Source organism: Promicromonospora sp. NPDC050249 (assembly GCF_040656015.1).
Lineage (GTDB): Bacteria > Actinomycetota > Actinomycetes > Actinomycetales > Cellulomonadaceae > Promicromonospora.
Map to the genome: position 1 here is coordinate 13,784 of NZ_JBFAKY010000028.1, position 16,953 is coordinate 30,736.

Genomic DNA, 16,953 nt, shown 5'->3' on the forward strand with positions numbered 1-16,953 from the left:
GTCCGGACACACGCTCTACTTCGGCACTCCCGAGACGGCGGGGTAGAGCGTGCGTCCGGACAGAGGCTCTACTTCGCGGAGCTACTCCGGGTCGGCCCAGAAGCGGTACTCCGTCGAACGCTCCTTCGCCTGCTCGATCTGCTCGCGGACGCGGACCGGGGCGGTGCCGCCCACGGCGTCGCGCGAGGCGAGCGAACCCTCGACGGAGAGCACACCGCGCACCTCGGGCGTGAGGTGCTCCGAGATCTTGGCCAGGTCCTCGTCGGACAGGTCCCACAGCTCGATGCCGCGGGCCTCGCACTCCTGCACGCAGGAACCGGCCACCTCGTGCGCCACCCGGAACGGGACTCCCTGCCGGACGAGCCACTCGGCGATGTCGGTCGCGAGCGAGAAGCCCTGCGGGGCGAGCTCAGCCATCCGGTCGGTGTCGAAGACCATCGTCCGCACCATGCCCGAGAACGCCGGCAGCACGGTCGTGAGCGTCGCCACCTGGTCGAACACCGGCTCCTTGTCCTCCTGCAGGTCGCGGTTGTACGCGAGCGGCAGGCCCTTGAGGGTGGTGAGCAGACCGGTGAGGTCGCCGATCACGCGCCCGGCCTTGCCACGCGCGAGCTCGGCGATGTCCGGGTTCTTCTTCTGCGGCATGATCGACGAGCCCGTCGAGTACGCGTCGTCCAGCCGGACGAACCCGAACTCCTTGGTGTTCCAGAGGATGACCTCCTCCGCGATCCGCGACAGGTCGACGGCGATCATCGCGGCGACGAACGCGAACTCCGCCGCGACGTCGCGCGAGGCGGTGCCGTCGATCGAGTTCTCGACCGGCCCGCCCTCCAGCCCCAGGTCGGCGGCGACGGCCGCCGGGTCCAGCCCGAGGGACGAGCCCGCGAGCGCACCGGAACCGTACGGCGACTTCGAGGCGCGCACGTCCCAGTCGAGGAACCGGTCGACGTCGCGCAGCATCGGCCAGGCGTGCGCGAGGAGGTGGTGCGCCAGCAGGACCGGCTGGGCGTGCTGCAGGTGGGTGCGGCCCGGCATCGGCGCGTCGCCCGCGGCTTCCGCCTGGGCGATCAGCTCGTCCACCAGGTCCAGGAGCTGCGCGGCGATGGTCCGCGCCTGGTCGCGCAGGTAGAGCCGCACCAGCGTGGCGATCTGGTCGTTGCGAGATCGGCCGGCGCGGAGCTTGCCACCCAGCTCCTCCCCGGCGCGCTCCAGCAGACCGCGTTCGAGGGCGGTGTGCACGTCCTCGTCGTCGAGCACCGGGAGGAAGGCGCCGGAGGCGACGTCCTGCTCCAGCATGTCCAGGGCGTCGATCATCCTGGCCAGCTCCGGCTCGGTGAGCAGGCCGGCACCCGCCAGGACGCGGGCGTGCGCCTTGGAGCCGGCGATGTCGTAGGGCGCGAGCCGCCAGTCGAAGTGCGTCGACTGGGAGAGCGCGGCGAGCTCCGGCGACGGGCCGCCGGCGAACCGGCCGCCCCAGAGGGCGACCTTCTCACCGGAGTGCGCACCGACGGTACGGGACGACGCCGAATGGGCGACGTCCTGCCCCGCCGCGTCCTGAGGTGTGCCGTCGTGCTCCGTCACAGCGCCCCGACCCCCAGGTCCACGCCGTTGCCGAACTTCTCGTCGCGCGCGGCGGCGAGCTTGGCGGTGAGGCCGTAGATCTCGATGAACCCGCGGGCCTGCGACTGGTCGAACGCGTCGCCCTCGTCGTAGGTGGCGAGGTTGAAGTCGTACAGCGACTGCTCCGAGCGGCGCCCCGTGACGGTGGCCCGGCCACCGTGCATGACCATGCGGATGTCGCCGGAGACGTACTTCTGGGTGTCGTCGATGAAGACGTCGAGCGACTTCTTCAGCGGCGAGAACCACATGCCGTCGTAGACGAGCTCGCTCCAGCGCTGCTCCACCTGGCGCTTGAACCGGGCCTGCTCCCGCTCGACGGTGACGTTCTCCAGCTCCTGGTGCGCCGCGATGAGCGCGATCGCGCCGGGCGCCTCGTAGATCTCGCGGGACTTGATGCCCACGAGGCGGTCCTCGACGATGTCGATCCGGCCGACGCCCTGGGCGCCCGCGCGGCGGTTCATCTCCTGGATGGCCTGCAGCGGGGTGACGGCGACGCCGTCGAGCGCCACGGGCACACCCTGCTCGAACGTGATGATGACCTCGTCCGCCACCGGCGGGAACGTCGGGTCGTCCGTGTAGGAGTAGACGTCCTTGGTGGGCTCGTTCCAGATGTCCTCGAGGAAGCCCGTCTCCACGGCACGGCCCCAGACGTTCTGGTCGATCGAGAAGGGGTTCTTCTTCGTCGTCGCGATCGGCAGGTCGTGCTTCTCCGCGTAGTCGATGGCCTTCTCGCGGGTCAGCGCGAGGTCACGCACGGGCGCGATCGACTTCAGGTCGGGCGCGAGCGAGGTGGTGGCCACCTCGAAGCGGACCTGGTCGTTGCCCTTGCCGGTGCAGCCGTGCGCGACGGTCGAGGCGCCGAACTGCCGGGCCGCCGCCACCATGTGCTTCACGATGACCGGCCGGGAGATGGCCGAGACCAGCGGGTAGCGGTCGAGGTACAGGCCGTTGGCCCGCAGCGCGGGCATGCAGTACTCGTTGGCGAACTCGTCGCGCGCGTCGGCGACGTACGCCTCGACGGCGCCGCAGTCCAGCGCGCGCTTGCGGATGACGTTCATGTCCTCGCCACCCTGGCCGACGTCGACGGCCACGGCGACCACCTCGGCCCCGGTGGCCTCTGCGATCCAGCCGATGGCGACGGAGGTGTCCAGGCCGCCCGAGTAGGCGAGCACGACGCGTTCAGTCATGATTGACGATCTCTTTCCGGTGGTGGTGTGTCAGGTGCGATTGTGAAGTGATTTCAGGTGCTCAGCGCGAGGAAGCGGCCCGCGAGCGCGGCGCCGTCGGCGTCCCGCGCGATGACGAGGATCGTGTCGTCGCCCGCGATGGTGCCGAGCATCCCCGGGAACACCGAGTGGTCGATCGCCGAGGCCAGCAGGTTCGCTGCCCCCGGCGGGGTTCGGAGGACCACGAGGTTGCCGGACGACTCCGCGGAGACCAGCAGCTCCTTGGCGAGCCGGGTCAGCCGCGCCGACAGGTACTCCTCGCTCGCGTCCGACTGCGTGCTGCGGTCCCCGCCCTCGCCCGGGACCGCGTAGACGAGGGTGCCGTCCGAGCCGCGCACCTTCTCGGCCTGCAGCTCGATCAGATCGCGCGAGAGGGTGCCCTGCGTGACGCTCACGCCGTCGGCCGCCAGCGCCTCGGCCAGCTCCGCCTGCGAGTGGATGGCGTTGCGCGTCACGATCTCGGTGATCCGGGCGTGCCGGGCCGCCTTCGTGGTCGCGGTGGTCGCCGTCTGCTTGATGACCATCAGCCCTGCCCCAGCAGCCAGGTCAGCAACGCCTTCTGCGCGTGCAGCCGGTTCTCGGCCTCGTCCCAGACGACCGACTGCGGGCCGTCGATCACGGAGGCGGTGATCTCCTTGCCGCGGTAGGCGGGCAGGCAGTGCAGCACGAGCGCGCCCTCGGCCGCGCCCGCGAGCAGGTCCGCGTTGAGCTGGTAGTCCCAGAACGGCTTGGCGCGCTCCTCGGCCTCGGCCTCGTCGCCCATCGAGACCCAGGTGTCGGTGGCCACGACGTCTGCTCCCGCCACTGCCTCCTCGGCGGACGTCGTCACGGTCACCGAGCCCCCCGTCTCGCCGGCGATCTCGTGCGCGCGGGCGACCACAGCGGCGTCGGGCAGATAGCCCTCCGGGCCCGCGATCCGTACGTGCATGCCCGCCGTGACGCAGCCCAGCAGGTAGGAGTTGCCCATGTTGTTCGCGGCGTCGCCCACATAGGCGAACGTGGTGCCGGGCAGCGCGTCGAGCCCTCGGTGCTGCGCCACCGTGAGGAGGTCCGCGAGGATCTGGCACGGGTGGAAGTCGTCGGTCAGCGCGTTGATGACCGGCACGCGCGAGACCGCGGCCATCTCCTCGATGCGGTCCTGGCCGAACGTGCGCCACGCGATCGCGGAGACCTGCCGGTCGAGCACGCGGGTCGTGTCCGCGATGGACTCCCGGACGCCGATCTTGGCCAGGTTGCCGTCGACGACGAGCGGGAACCCGCCGAGCTCCGCGATGCCCGCCGCGAACGACACCTGGGTGCGCAGCGTCGGCTTGTCCGTGATGAACGCGACCGCACGCGGGCCCTCCAGGGGGCGCCGGGCGAAGCGGTCCTCGCGCAGGGCGAGGCCGAGCTCCAGGACCGTCTTCTGCTCGGCGGGCGTCAGGTCGTCGTCGCGCAGGAAGTGGCGGGTCATGCGAAGTCCTCCGAGAGCGTCGCGAAGAAGCGGGCGGCCTCAGCGGCCTGGTCCGCGGTCAGGATCAGGGGCGGGGCGAGCCGGATCGCGTCGGGTGCCACGGCGTTCACGATGAACCCCGCCTCCAGCGCCGAAGCTGCCACCTGCGGCGCCACCGGCTCGTTCAGCACGACGGCGAGCAGGAGCCCGCGCCCGCGGACCTCCTTGACGAGCGAGCCGCCGTTCGTCTCGATCTTCTGGCGCAGCTGCGCCCCGATCTCCCGCACGTTGGTGAGCAGGCCGTCGCGCTCGATGACGCCGATCGTCGCGAGTGCGGCGGCCGCGGCGACGGGGTTGCCGCCGAAGGTGCTGCCGTGCTGGCCGCGGCCCACCAGGCGTGCGGCGGCGCCGTACGCGATCACCGCGCCCACGGGGAAGCCGCCGCCGAGACCCTTGGCGACCGTGACGACGTCGGGCACTATGCCGCCGCCGATCTCCGGCTGCTGGTAGGCGAACCAGGTGCCGCACCGGCCCATGCCGGTCTGGACCTCGTCCAGGACGAGCAGCGCACCGTGCGTGGTGGTCAGGCGGCGGGCGGCCACGAGGTAGCCCGGCGGCAGGGGGCGTACTCCCGCCTCACCCTGTACGGGCTCGACCACCAGGGCCGCGACCTCGCCGCGCTCGGCGATCGCCTGGGGCGAGAACGCTGCCTCCAGCGCTGCGAGGTCACCGAACGGCAGGTGCTCGACGCCGCCGGGGAGCGGCTCGAACGGTTCCCGGTAGGCGGCCTTCGCGGTGAGCGCGAGGGCGCCCATCGACCGGCCGTGGAAGCCGCCCTCCAGCGCGAGCACCCGCGTGCGGGTACCCACGCCGGACGACGACGCGACCCGGCGCGTCATCTTGAACGCCGCCTCGACCGCCTCGGTGCCGGAGTTGGTCAGGAACACGCGCGAGCCCTCCGGGGCCTCGGCGATCCGCAGCAGCGTCTCGGCCAGCGCGATCTGGGCGGGCGTGCCGAAGAAGTTGGAGACGTGGCCGAGCGTGCCGAGCTGGGCGCTGATCGCCGCGGTGAGCGTCGGGTGCGCGTGGCCGAGCGTGTTGACGGCGATGCCACCGAGCAGGTCGAGGTAACGCTTGCCGTCCGCGTCCCACACGTAGGCGCCCTCGCCGCGCACCAGGACGCGCTGCGGCGGGCCGAACGTGTCCATCACCGCGCCCGTGTACCGCTCGGTCCAGGCTGCGACAGAGCCGTTCGCGGACAGGACCGAGCCGTCCTCGGTCGGGATCAGCGTGCTCATGCCGTGGCACCTTCCTTCTGGGCGGACGGCGCGGGAACGACCATCGTCCCGTTGCCCCGCGTGGTGAAGACCTCCAGCAGCACGCTGTGCGGCTGGCGACCGTCGATGACCGTCGCGGCGGCCACGCCGCCCTCGACCGCGCGCAGGCAGGCCTCCATCTTCGGCACCATCCCGGACTCCAGGCTGGGCAGCAGCTCGGCCAGCTCCGGCGCGGTGATCCGCTCCACGAGCGAGCCCTTGTCGGGCCACGAGGTGTACAGCCCTTCGACGTCCGTCAGGACGATGAGCTTCTTGGCGCCCAGCGCCACCGCGAGCGCCGACGCCGCGGTGTCCGCGTTGACGTTCAGCACCTGGGTGGGGTCGTCCTTGTCGGGCGCGATCGTGGACACCACGGGGATGCGGCCGGCCTGCAGCAGGTCCTCGACGGCGCGCGGGTCCACCTGGACGACGTCGCCCACGAGGCCGACGTCGACGGGTTCACCGTTCACGACGGCGTGGCGGCGTTCGGCGCCGAGCAGGCCGCCGTCCTCCCCCGAGAGGCCGACGGCGACGGGGCCGTGCGCGTTGATGAGGCCCACGAGCTCGCGGCTGACCTGGCCGGTCAGGACCATGCGGACCACCTCCATCGCCTCCGGCGTGGTGACGCGCAGGCCGCCCTTGAACTCCGAGGCGATGCCGAGCCGGTCGAGCATGGCGTTGATCTGCGGTCCCCCGCCGTGCACGACGACGGGCCGCAGCCCCACCTGCCGCAGGAAGACCATGTCCTGCGCGAACGCGGCCTTGAGCTCGGCGTCCAGCATCGCGTTGCCGCCGTACTTGACGACGACGAGGGCGCCGGAGAACTCCTGCAGCCAGGGCAGGGCCTCGATCAGCACCTCTGCCTTCTGGTCGGGCCGCAGCCCGTTCACGATGTCGCTGCTCATGTGCTGTACGCGCTGTTCTCGTGGACGTAGTCGTGCGTGAGGTCGTTGGTCCAGAGCGTGATCTCGGCGTCGCCGGCGTGCAGGTCGATCGTGAACGTGACCTCACGGGCCGCGGCCATGTCGACCTTCTCCGGCGGCTCGTACGCGCCGCCCGCCTTGCAGACCAGGACGCCGTTGACGCTCACGTCGAGCTCGGCGGGGTCGAACGGCGCTACCTCCTCGGGCACCGTGCCGACCTGCGACAGGATGCGGCCCCAGTTGGGGTCGTTGCCGAAGACGGCGGCCTTGACCAGGTTGGACCGGCTCACGGCGCGCGCGACGGCGAGCGCGGCGTCCTCGGTGGTGGCGTTCGTGACGGTGATGGCGATGTCGTGGGAGGCGCCCTCGGCGTCGGCGATGAGCTGGCGGGCCAGGTCGGCGCAGATGGCCGTGACCGTCTCGGTGAGCACGTCGAGGTCCGGCGTCACGCCGGAGGCGCCCGAGGCCATGAGCACGACGGTGTCCGAGGTGGACATGGCGCCGTCGGAGTCGACGCGGTCGAACGTGACCCGGGTAGCGGCACGCAGGGCGGCGTCGGCTGTGTCGGCCGGGACCGACGCGTCGGTGGTGATCACGCACAGCATGGTCGCCAGCGCCGGGGCGAGCATGCCCGCACCCTTTGCCATGCCGCCGACGGTGAAGGTGCCCGACGGGGTCTCGACGGTGCGCACCGCGGTCTTGGACACGGTGTCGGTGGTCATGATCGCGGTGGCGGCGGCGGTACCCGCTGCCTCGCCCGCGGCGAGGGCGCTCACCGCGACGGGGATGCCCGCCAGCAGCTTGTCCGCAGCGAGGCGGACGCCGATCAGGCCGGTCGAGGCGACGAGCACGTCGATGGCGCCGATCCCGAGCTCGTCCGCGACCTTCTCGGCGGTGGCGTGCGCGTCCTGGAACCCGCCGGGCCCCGTGCACACGTTGGCGCCGCCGGAGTTGAGCACCACTGCGCGCGCGACGCCGTCCTTGACCGCCTGGCGCGACCACATGACCGGCGCACCGACCACGCGGTTGCTCGTGAACACCGCGGCGGCGGCGACCTCGGGGCCGTCGTTGACGACGAGCGCCAGGTCCGGCGTGCCGGACGCCTTGAGGCCGGCGGTGACGCCGGCGGCCCGGAACCCCTGCGCTGCGGTGACGCTCACGGTGCGACTCCTTCGGTGATGAGGCCGGCGGTCTCCCGCAGGCCGAGGGCGAGGTTCATGGACTGGACGGCGGCGCCGGCGGTCCCCTTGACGAGGTTGTCGATGGCGGTGATCGTGACGACCCGGCGGGCGGCGGCGTCGACCGCCACCTGCACGCACGCCGTGTTGGCGCCCAGCGTCATCGCGGTGCTGGGCCACTGGCCCTCCGGGAGCAGGTGCACGAACGGCTCGTCGGCGTACGCGGCCTCCCAGGCGGCGCGGACCTGCTCCGGGTCGACGCCCTTGGCCAGCGGGGCCGTCGCGGTCGCGAGGATGCCCCGCGCCATCGGCACGAGCGTGGGCGTGAAGCTGATGGTCACCTCGGGTGCGCCGGCGGCCCGCAGGTTCTGCTGGATCTCCGGGATGTGCCGGTGCGTGCCGCCCACCGCGTACGGCTGGGCGGAGCCGAGCGCCTCGCTCGCCAGGAGGTGCGGCTTGAGCGCCTTACCCGCGCCCGAGTAGCCGTTGGCCAGCACGGCGACGATGTCCGTCGGCTCGATGACGCCGGCGGCGACACCGGGCTGCAGGCCGAGCGTGACCGCCGTGACGTTGCAGCCGGGCACCGCGATGCGGCGCGCGCCGGCCAGCTTGTCGCGCTGCCGGGCGGCGGTGGCGACGTCGGCGCCGGGCGCCACCGCATGGATCAGCTCGGGCAGGCCGTAGGGCCAGGTTCCCGCGTGCGTGGAGCCGTAGAACTGCTCCCAGTCGCTCGCGGACTCCAGCCGGTGGTCGGCGCCCAGGTCGATGACCAGGACGTCGTCCGGGAGCTCGGCAGCGACCTTCCCCGACGCGCCGTGCGGCAGGCCGAGCAGCACCACGTCGTGCCCGCCCAGCGTGTCCGGCGTTGTCGGCTCCAGGATGCGGTGCGCGAGGCCGCGCAGGTGCGGCTGGACCTCGCCGAGGCTCGACCCGGCGCTCGAGTGCGCGGTGAGCGTGCCGATCTCGACGAAGGGGTGGGCCGCGAGGAGGCGCAGGGCCTCCCCTCCCGCATAACCGGACGCGCCGGCGACGGCGACTCGGATGAGCTGGCTGCTGGACATATTCGGTACTATACATAATTATGCAGAGCGGCGAAACCACAGAGGCGCCCCCTGATCACCCTGCGACATAGGCTCGGCCGCATGCACGCAGTCGTAGCCCGTGAAGCGGGCGGTCCCGAGGTCCTGCAGTACACCGAGCTCCCCGATCCGACACCGGGGCCGGGTCAGCTCCTGGTCCGTGTCGCCGCAGCCGGCGTCAACTTCATCGACACCTACCGCCGCTCCGGTGTCTACCCGATGGACTATCCCCACGTGGTGGGTGTCGAGGGCGCCGGCACCGTGGAGGCGCTCGGCGACGACGTCACGGGTTTCGCGGTCGGCGACCCCGTGGCCTGGCACGACGCGCCCGGCTCCTACGCGGAGCTGGTGGCGGTCGACGCCGCGGGCGCTGTACCGGTACCCGACGGGCTGGACCTCACCACGGCAGCCGCGCTCCCCCTGCAGGGCATCACCGCGCACTACCTCGTGCGGTCGACGTTCGAGGTGCGGCAGGGGCACGACGTCCTGCTGCACGCGGGAGCCGGTGGCGTCGGCCTGCTGGCCACGCAGCTCGCCGTCCTGCACGGCGGGCGGGTCCTGACCACCGTCTCGACCCCGGAGAAGGCCGCGCTGTCCGCCTCGGCCGGCGCCGCGCACACCATCGACTACGCGGCACTGGACGACCTCACGGCCGAGCTGCCCGCGCTCGTGCGCGAGCTCACCGACGGCCGGGGCGCGCACGTCGTGTACGACGGCGTCGGCCGGTCCACCTTCGAGGCGTCGCTCGCCTCCCTGCGCCCGCGCGGGATGCTCGTGCTGTTCGGCGGCGCCTCGGGTCAGGTACCGCCGTTCGACCCGCAGCGGCTCAACAAGGCCGGTTCCCTGTTCCTCACGCGGCCGACGATCGCGCACCACACGCTCACCCGCGACGAGCTCGAGTGGCGCACGTCCGAGGTGTTCGAGGCCGCCGCGTCGGGCGATCTGCAGGTCCACGTCGGTTCCACCCTGTCGCTGGCCGACGCAGGGGCGGCGCACGAGGCACTGGAGGGCCGTGCCACCACGGGCAAGGTGCTGCTCGTTCCCTGATTCCGACCCTCTCGGTGCGGACTCCTCGCTCCGGGCTCGCTGACTTCGGTCCGTTGCCCTGAGATCGGTCGGTTGATTGACCGATCTCAGAGCAACGGGCCGAAGTCACGGAGCGGCTGATGCAGGCGACCGATCTCGGCGCTCATGTGCCCCATCGCGGGTCCAACGTTGGAGCGGATCTTCCAGCAAGCAAACTCTTCGCAGCCGAGCCCTTTACAGGGAATGGCTCAGTCGCGACAATTCACCCGTCGAGTTTTCTCTCGCCCGGAGGTTCAACGTGGTACTTCCTCGCTTCTCCCGTGCAGCTGTCGCCGGCACCGCCGTCGCCGCCCTGGCCTTCGGGCTCCTCACGACCAGCGCCGCTGTCGCCGCCTCGGGCGACGACATCTCCGTCCAGGCGACCGTGCGCCCGAGCCTCGTGCTCGACCGCGACTTCCCCGACCCCGACGTGTCGAAGTTCGGCGACACCTACTACGCGTACGCGACCAACGAGGGCAAGAACCTGCCCTGGGCGACCGCGCCCGACCCGGACGGACCCTGGACGTACCGGTCCACGGACGCCCTGCCGAACCTCGGAGCCTGGGCGAAGGAAGGGCGCACCTGGGCCCCCGACGTCTCCCGCCGCGCCGACGGCCGCTACCTGCTCTACTACACGGCCTGGCACGCGGCGTCCGGCCGGCAGTGCATCGGCGCCGCGCTGTCCGACTCCCCCGGCGGCCCGTTCGCCCCGGTCGGCACCCAGCCGCTCGTCTGCCCGCTCGGCGCGGGCGGCGCCATCGACGCGTCCAGCTTCGTCGACACGAACGCCCGGTACCTGGTCTGGAAGAACGACGGCAACGCCATCGGCGCCACCACCTGGATCCATGTCCAGCGCACGGCCGCGGACGGCATCACGTTCGAGGGCGGCGCCGCCCAGGTGCTGCGCAACGACCGGGCCGACGAGGCCGGCATCATCGAGGCGCCCGTGATCACCAAGGTCGGCAGCCAGTACGTGCTGTTCTACTCGGCCGGCCCGTACACGACCAACCAGTACGGCACGAACTACGCGGTCTCGAGCTCGATCACCGGGCCGTACACCAAGGCGTTCCGGTTCCTCATGACCACGGCCTCGCTCGACGGCGCGGTGGGCGGCCCCGGCGGCGCCGACGTGCTGCGCGACGGCGGGGGCGACAAGCTCGTCTTCCACGGCCACCGTGCCGCGGGCGGCCGGGGCATGTACGTCGCCGACCTCGGCTGGGCCAACGGGAACCCAGTGGTGCGGGGCAGCCGGGTCCGGTACGAGGCCGAGCGCGGCACCTTGCTCAACTGCTCGGTCCGGACGAACGCCGCCGGCGCGTCCGACGGCAAGGTCGTCGCCTACATCGACCACGCGGACAGCGCCGTCGACGTCGGATCCATCTATGTACCCACCACCGGCAGCTACTCGCTGCACGTCGGCTACGCCAACGGCTCGGCCGGGACCGCCTCGCACACCGTCACCGTGAACGGGGCCGCTGCGGGGTCCATCAGCTACTCCGTGACCGGCTGGGACAGCTGGCGGCAGGCCACGAAGGACGTCACCCTCCAGGCGGGCTGGAACACCATCAGGCTGGGCAAGGGAACCGCCTTCGCGGAGGTCGACTACATCGAGGTCGCATAGGTTCCGGATCCTCGCGCGGACATGATGTATCTTGACGTCAAGATACTCGACGACGAGGAGTAATCATGGCCGACTGGAACCCCGGCGCCTACCTGCAGTACACGGACGAGCGGTCCCGGCCGTTCACCGAGCTGGTCGCCCGGGTGCCCGGGACGCCCTCCACCGTCGTCGACCTCGGGTGCGGACCCGGCCACCTCACGGCCGTGCTCCGCGCCCGCTGGCCCGAGGCCCAGGTGACCGGCATCGACGCCTCCCCCGCCATGATCGAGCGGGCGCGCGCCGCCGATCCCGGCACCGAGTACGTGCTGGCCGACCTCAGCACCGACGACCACACCGCCGACCTCGTCATCAGCAACGCCGCGCTCCAGTGGGTTCCGGGACACCGCGAGCTGCTCACGGCGCTCGCCGACCGGGCCGCGCAGACGTTCGCGTTCCAGGTCCCGGGAAACCACGACGCGCCCAGCCACCTCCTCCTGCGGGAGGTCGCCGGCCGGGAGCCGTACGCCGACGTCGTCGGACCGGTCGAACGGCGGGCCACCGCCGGCCCCACCGAGTACCTGGACCGCCTGGCCAGGCCAGGGTGGACCGTCGACGCGTGGGAGACCACCTACACGCACGTGCTGCACGGACCGGACCCCGTGCTCCGCTGGATCTCGGCGACCGGAGCCCAGCCCACGCTCCAGGCGCTGGAGGCCAAGGACCCGGCGCTGCGCACCCGGTTCGAGGAGGAGTTCGGAGCGGCGCTGCGTGAGGCCTATCCGGAGCGCTCCTACGGCACGCCGCTGGAGTTCCGCAGGGTGTTCGCGGTGGCGACCCGGGCCTGAGCCCGGCCCTGGATCCGGCGGCTGGGGCCAGGAGGCCTGGCGTTACGAGCCCAGCCTGGCCCGCAGGCCGGCGAGCTCGGTGTCGACGTACTGGCGTGTGCGGCCCATGGTGAGCCCGCCGAGCAGCCAGGCCAGGCCGCCGGTCTGCGTGATCGCCAGGGTCACCCGGGAACGGCCGCCGGGCAGGGGCTCGACCAGGTGCTCCGCCTGCGTGGTGACGCCCGGTGCCTCGCTGATCCACGCGAAGTGCCGCGGCGCGTCCCACTCGTCGATCAGCCAGACCGCGAGCGGCATCTTCGGCTGCTCGATCCGCACCTGCGTGCCGACGTCGGGCGGGTTCGGGCCGTCGATGATCGACACCGAGGTCATGGACGACGTCCAGTCGGGCATGTGCTCGACGTCGGACAGGACGGCCCATACGGCCTCCGGCGAGGCGTCGAGCTCTGCGGACGTGCTGTAGTTCGGCATGCGTGCTCCTGTCGTTCCGGTGGTCGCCGACCGGCGGCACACCCATAGTCACACCCATAGTCACACCCATGGTCCTGGTCCCATGGCACCTGGCGCGACGTGACCGACACGCGTCCAGGACGAGCGGCCGGGGCGAGCGCGACGCCGTCTACATCGTCGTAGGCTGCGGATATGACTGATCGCGCCATCCGCATTGCGCTGCAGCTCCAGCCGCAGCACGCCGACTACTCCGCCATCCGCGACGCGGTGCTCCGCGCCGAGGACATGGGTGTGGACGTCATCTTCAACTGGGACCACTTCTATCCGCTCTCGGGCGACCCGGACGGCAAGCACTTCGAGGCCTGGACGATGCTCGGCGCCTGGGCCGAGCAGACCGAGCGGGTCGAGATCGGCGCACTCGTCACGGGGATCGGCTACCGCAACCCCGACCTGCTGGCCGACATGGCACGCACCGTCGACCACATCTCCGGCGGGCGGCTGATCCTGGGCCTCGGCGCCGGCTGGTTCGAGAAGGACTACGACCAGTTCGGCTACGAGTTCGGTACCGCCGGCTCGCGGATCGCGAGCCTTGCCGAGGCCATGCCGCGGATCAAGGCTCGCCTCGCCGCCGGGAACCCAGCGGCGCAGCGCGAGATCCCGATCATGATCGGCGGTGGCGGGGTCAAGAAGACGCTGCGCATCGTCGCCGAGCATGCCGACATCTGGCACACCTTCGGCGACGTCGACGTCCTGAAGACCAAGTCCGCGATCCTCGACGAGCACGGCGCCGCCGTCGGCCGCGACACCTCCGCGCTCGTGGAGCGGTCGGTGGGCGTCAGCGGCGCGCCGGAGGCGACCGGCGACGTCCTCGTGGCGGCCGGCGCGACCCTGCTGACCATCGGTGAGAGCGGTCCGGACTACGACCTGAGCACCGTGCAGGCCTGGGTCGACTGGCGCGACGAGCGCCGCTGAGCCCGCCGGGTCAGGCGATCTCCTTCGCCGCGGGCGTGACGGCCACCTGAGCCGTCACGCCCGCCTCGATGTCGCGGGGCGTCGCCCCAAGGCCGAGGCGCAACGCGCTGTTGACCAGGCCGAGATGGCTGAACGCCTGCGGTGTGTTGCCGAGGTGGCGCCCGGTGCGCACGTCGTACTCCTCGCTGAGGAGCCCGAGATCGTTGCGCAGGGTGAGCAGACGCTCGAACAGGGCGACGGCCTCTTCCCGCCGGCCGATGCCGTGCAGCGCGTCGACGAGCCAGAAGTTGCACACCAGGAACGTCGACTCGCCGCCGGGCAGGCCGTCCACCCCGTCGTCGGCGTCGGTGTCGTACCGCAGCAGGAGCTCGTCCTCGCTCAGCTCCCGTTGCACCGCGTCCACCGTGCCCACCACGCGCGGGTCGTCCCATGGCAGGAACCCGACCTGCCCGATCAGCAGCAGGGCGGCGTCCAGCCCGTCCGAACCGTAGAACTGCGTGAACGTGTTCCGTTCCGCGTCGAACCCGTGCGCGCACACGTCGGCGTGGATCCGGTCGCGGACGGCGCGCCACTGCTCCACGGGCCCGTCGAGCCCACCCTCCTCGACGGCGCGTACCGCCCGGTCGAAGCCCGCCCAGGCCATGACGCGGGAGTGCACGAAGGCGCGGCGCGGGCCGCGCACCTCCCAGAGCCCGTTGTCGAGATCGTCCCAGTGCTGCGCGAGGTGCTCCAGGAGCGACTTCTGCAGACGCCATGCCTCGTGGTCGTTCTCCAGCCCCGCCTCACGCGCCAGGTGCAGGGCGTCGAGCGTCTCCCCCCACACGTCGATCTGGAGCTGGCCCGCTGCGCCGTTGCCGATCCGCACCGGGCTCGAGCCCTCGAAGCCGGGCAGCCAGTCGATCGTGTACTCCGGCAGGCGCCGGCGCCCGTCGAGCCCGTACATGATCTGCAGGTCCGCGGGGTCGCCGGCGACCGCACGCAGCAGCCACTCCCGCCAGTCGCGTGCCTCGTCGATGAACCCGGTGCCGATCAGAGCCTGCAGCGTGAACGCGGCGTCGCGCAGCCAGCAGTAGCGGTAGTCCCAGTTGCGGGCGCCGCCGATCTCCTCGGGCAGCGACGTCGTGGCCGCCGCGACGATGGCCCCGGTGGGTGCGTAGGTCAGCGCCTTCAGCGTGATGAGGGACCGGTGCACGGCGTCGGCCCAGGGGCCGGTGTACGTGGACCGGGCAACCCACGACCGCCAGAACTCCTCGGTGTCCCGGAGCGCCTCGTCCGCCACGACGGGCTTCTTGGCGGCCAGGTGGGAGGCGTGATAGGTCAGGACGAACGGCACCCGGTCGCCCGGTCCCACGGTGAACCGGGCGCGGTGGACGAAGTCGTCGGCCACGCCGCTGGGAGTCATGTCGACCGCCGCGTCGACGTCGACACGGACGGCGTCCGGACCCGCCACGGCCAGCAGGGCGCCGCCGTCCCGGGTGACCCAGGGCACGACGTCCCCGTAGTCGAACCGGAGCCGCAGCTCGGTGGTCATCGAGACGTGTCCGCTGATGCCCTCGACGATGCGTACGAGGTCGGCCTGTTCGCTGCGCGGCGGCATCAGGTCGATCACGCGGACCCGCCCCTCGGGCAGGTCCCACTCCGTCTCCAGGATCAGCGTGCCGTCGCGGTAGCGGCGTCTGGTGCAGTCGCCTGCCCCCTCGGGGCCGAGCTTCCACGACCCGTTGCGCTCGTCCCCGAGCAGGGCGGCGAAGCAGGCCGGGGAGTCGAAACGAGGCAGGCACATCCAGTCGACCGCACCGTCCAGGCCGACCAGCGCCGCCGTCTGGAGATCTCCGACCATCCCGTAGTCCTCGATGCGGCGTGTCATCGCCACAGACTAGGTTCACCACCCCGTCTCGACCAGGAGACATACCGTCAGAACGACGAGGCGTCCGCCGCGTAGACCCACCGGTACCCGGGATACTCGCCCAGCGACCACAGGTAGTCGCGGGTCGGGTCGTAGGACAGATCCTCCGCGCCGACGGTCAGCGCGTTCCCGTGCCGCACGATCGCGCCGGACGGCGCGGCGAACGTGTGCAGGTCGCCGTCCGAGTCCGGGTTGGAGTGGTCGGAGCCGTCGCTCTGCGAGAAGAAGAACTCACCGTTGACCGCGGTCGAACCCTGGACGCTCTCCAGGTCGGTCCGGTACGCCTCGGTCGCCTTGATGACCCCGTCGGAGGCGGTCTTGAGGTAGCGGTTCGTGTAGTCGATCGGGACCCGGATCGTCCGGACCTGGGCTCCCGCGTCGATGTCCGCCGCGCTCCGGTACTCGCTCACGATCACCGAGTCCGGCGAGCTCGTCCGGTCGAGCGACACCGACGAGTGCTGCAGCTGCGCATACCCACCGGCCGTCGAGTCGGTGAACTTCGCCGTCTGCGGCAGCACGTACTTGTAGTCGAACGCGTGGTACGAGCCGTCCGACTGACGCCCGATGGCCGAGGAGCTGCCCGTCGAGACCTGCCACAGGTGGTCCAGGTCGAACACGCGGAACCCCCCGCTCGTGTCCGCCACGTACAGCAGGTTGCCGTACCACATGATGCCGCCGGCGTGGACGTTGACGGCCCTGTACGACGGCGCGCTCGTGGTGCCGCTCGGCTCGACCAGCAGGATGTGCCGGTACGGCGGGGCGGAAGCACTCGCAGACAGGTTGGACACGCTGATGCGGACGCCCTTGTCGATGCCGTCCTCTGCGTGGTCGTACCAGCTCACGAGGTTGATGCGCTTGCCGTCGTACGTGCCCTCGCCCAACGCGTCGGAGCTGGTGGTGATGCCCTGCGGGTACCAGTCAGGGGTGTCCTGGTCGCCCGCGTTCCAGCAGTAGTACGCGGTGCGGTTCGTGACCGACGGCGCGCTGTCACAGCTCGGGGTGCGGTTGGCGTCGTCCGCCACCGCTCCCATCGTGACGTTCGGCAGGGCCGCGTCGAGCGCCCCGACCAGGGACGACGACGTCTCCGACAGGGTGTAGCGGAAGTTGCTCGCCGTGAGCGGTGTAGCGGCCGCTGCCGACGGCCCGGCCTGCCCGTTCGCGGGCTCCGTTGCGACCGCTTGGCTCGCGGAGGCTTGGCTCGCGGAGGCGAGCAGGACGCACAGTCCCAGGCCGGCGACGGCAAGGGCGGGGCGACGATGGCGCATGGTGGTCTCCTTGCGTGAGGGGACGGTTGCGTGCACACCGTAGGGAGTGCCCGTCCCCTCACACCAGTGCCACCGGATG

15 protein-coding genes are annotated in these 16,953 nt (G+C 71.6%); 4 read left to right on the plus strand and 11 right to left on the minus strand.

What is annotated here, in order from left to right; all coding sequences use genetic code 11:
* Positions 1 to 81 precede the first annotated feature (81 nt).
* Genes argH through argC form a run of 8 tightly spaced genes read right to left on the minus strand, consistent with a single transcriptional unit; the run spans position 82 to position 8,756 of the window.
* A complete protein-coding gene (gene argH, locus AB0I32_RS20730) occupies positions 82 to 1,581 on the minus strand; it encodes an argininosuccinate lyase (RefSeq protein WP_357509447.1) in 1,500 nt (499 codons plus the stop codon).
* The gene (locus AB0I32_RS20735) at positions 1,578 to 2,807 is read right to left on the minus strand and encodes an argininosuccinate synthase (RefSeq protein ID WP_116674675.1); all 1,230 of its coding nucleotides are present in this window, start codon (positions 2,805 to 2,807) and stop codon (positions 1,578 to 1,580) included. The genes argH and AB0I32_RS20735 overlap by 4 nt, the downstream gene beginning before the upstream one ends.
* Before the next feature lie 53 nt (positions 2,808 to 2,860).
* The gene (locus tag AB0I32_RS20740; protein WP_357446443.1) at positions 2,861 to 3,370 is read right to left on the minus strand and encodes an arginine repressor; all 510 of its coding nucleotides are present in this window, start codon (positions 3,368 to 3,370) and stop codon (positions 2,861 to 2,863) included.
* On the minus strand, positions 3,370 to 4,299 hold the full coding sequence (gene argF / locus AB0I32_RS20745; protein WP_357509449.1) for an ornithine carbamoyltransferase: 930 nt from the start codon (positions 4,297 to 4,299) through the stop codon (positions 3,370 to 3,372). The genes AB0I32_RS20740 and argF overlap by 1 nt, the downstream gene beginning before the upstream one ends.
* Positions 4,296 to 5,576 (minus strand): acetylornithine transaminase, encoded by a 1,281-nt coding sequence (locus AB0I32_RS20750; RefSeq protein WP_357509451.1) that lies wholly within the window; start codon positions 5,574 to 5,576, stop codon positions 4,296 to 4,298. The genes argF and AB0I32_RS20750 overlap by 4 nt, the downstream gene beginning before the upstream one ends.
* The gene (gene argB / locus AB0I32_RS20755) at positions 5,573 to 6,499 is read right to left on the minus strand and encodes an acetylglutamate kinase (protein WP_357509453.1); all 927 of its coding nucleotides are present in this window, start codon (positions 6,497 to 6,499) and stop codon (positions 5,573 to 5,575) included. Before argB ends, AB0I32_RS20750 begins: the two co-directional genes overlap by 4 nt.
* Positions 6,496 to 7,677 carry a bifunctional glutamate N-acetyltransferase/amino-acid acetyltransferase ArgJ gene (gene argJ / locus AB0I32_RS20760; RefSeq protein WP_357509455.1) on the minus strand — a complete coding sequence of 394 codons (1,182 nt, stop codon included), beginning with the start codon at positions 7,675 to 7,677 and terminating at the stop codon, positions 6,496 to 6,498. The genes argB and argJ overlap by 4 nt, the downstream gene beginning before the upstream one ends.
* Positions 7,674 to 8,756, minus strand: coding sequence for an N-acetyl-gamma-glutamyl-phosphate reductase (argC, locus tag AB0I32_RS20765; protein WP_357509457.1), 1,083 nt, complete (start codon positions 8,754 to 8,756; stop codon positions 7,674 to 7,676). Before argC ends, argJ begins: the two co-directional genes overlap by 4 nt.
* 81 nt (positions 8,757 to 8,837) lie before the next feature.
* Here argC and AB0I32_RS20770 point away from each other — a divergent pair, with 81 nt between their 5' ends.
* The 3 genes from AB0I32_RS20770 to AB0I32_RS20780 all read left to right on the plus strand — a co-directional run bounded on the left by AB0I32_RS20770 (position 8,838) and on the right by AB0I32_RS20780 (position 12,284).
* Complete coding sequence (locus AB0I32_RS20770; protein WP_357509459.1) at positions 8,838 to 9,821, plus strand: quinone oxidoreductase; 984 nt, start codon at positions 8,838 to 8,840, stop codon at positions 9,819 to 9,821.
* Positions 9,822 to 10,098: 277 nt separating this feature from the next.
* Positions 10,099 to 11,460 (plus strand): family 43 glycosylhydrolase, encoded by a 1,362-nt coding sequence (locus tag AB0I32_RS20775; protein WP_357509461.1) that lies wholly within the window; start codon positions 10,099 to 10,101, stop codon positions 11,458 to 11,460.
* A gap of 65 nt (positions 11,461 to 11,525) precedes the next feature.
* Positions 11,526 to 12,284, plus strand: coding sequence for a methyltransferase domain-containing protein (locus AB0I32_RS20780; RefSeq protein WP_357509463.1), 759 nt, complete (start codon positions 11,526 to 11,528; stop codon positions 12,282 to 12,284).
* A 42-nt stretch (positions 12,285 to 12,326) separates the two neighbouring features.
* Here the strand turns inward: AB0I32_RS20780 and AB0I32_RS20785 are convergent, their stop codons facing one another.
* Positions 12,327 to 12,752, minus strand: coding sequence for an SRPBCC family protein (locus AB0I32_RS20785; protein WP_357509465.1), 426 nt, complete (start codon positions 12,750 to 12,752; stop codon positions 12,327 to 12,329).
* 171 nt (positions 12,753 to 12,923) lie between these two features.
* Here AB0I32_RS20785 and AB0I32_RS20790 point away from each other — a divergent pair, with 171 nt between their 5' ends.
* Entirely contained in the window at positions 12,924 to 13,703 is a 780-nt protein-coding gene (locus AB0I32_RS20790; RefSeq protein ID WP_357509467.1) for an LLM class F420-dependent oxidoreductase, read from the plus strand.
* A 10-nt stretch (positions 13,704 to 13,713) separates the two neighbouring features.
* On the opposite strand, the gene AB0I32_RS20795 is transcribed toward AB0I32_RS20790, so the two are convergent.
* Together AB0I32_RS20795 and AB0I32_RS20800 are read right to left on the minus strand one after the other, a co-directional pair.
* Complete coding sequence (locus tag AB0I32_RS20795) at positions 13,714 to 15,570, minus strand: glycoside hydrolase family 15 protein (RefSeq protein WP_357509469.1); 1,857 nt, start codon at positions 15,568 to 15,570, stop codon at positions 13,714 to 13,716.
* Between the two features lie 47 nt (positions 15,571 to 15,617).
* Positions 15,618 to 16,874 carry a hypothetical protein gene (locus tag AB0I32_RS20800; RefSeq protein WP_357509471.1) on the minus strand — a complete coding sequence of 419 codons (1,257 nt, stop codon included), beginning with the start codon at positions 16,872 to 16,874 and terminating at the stop codon, positions 15,618 to 15,620.
* Positions 16,875 to 16,953: the final 79 nt, after the last annotated feature.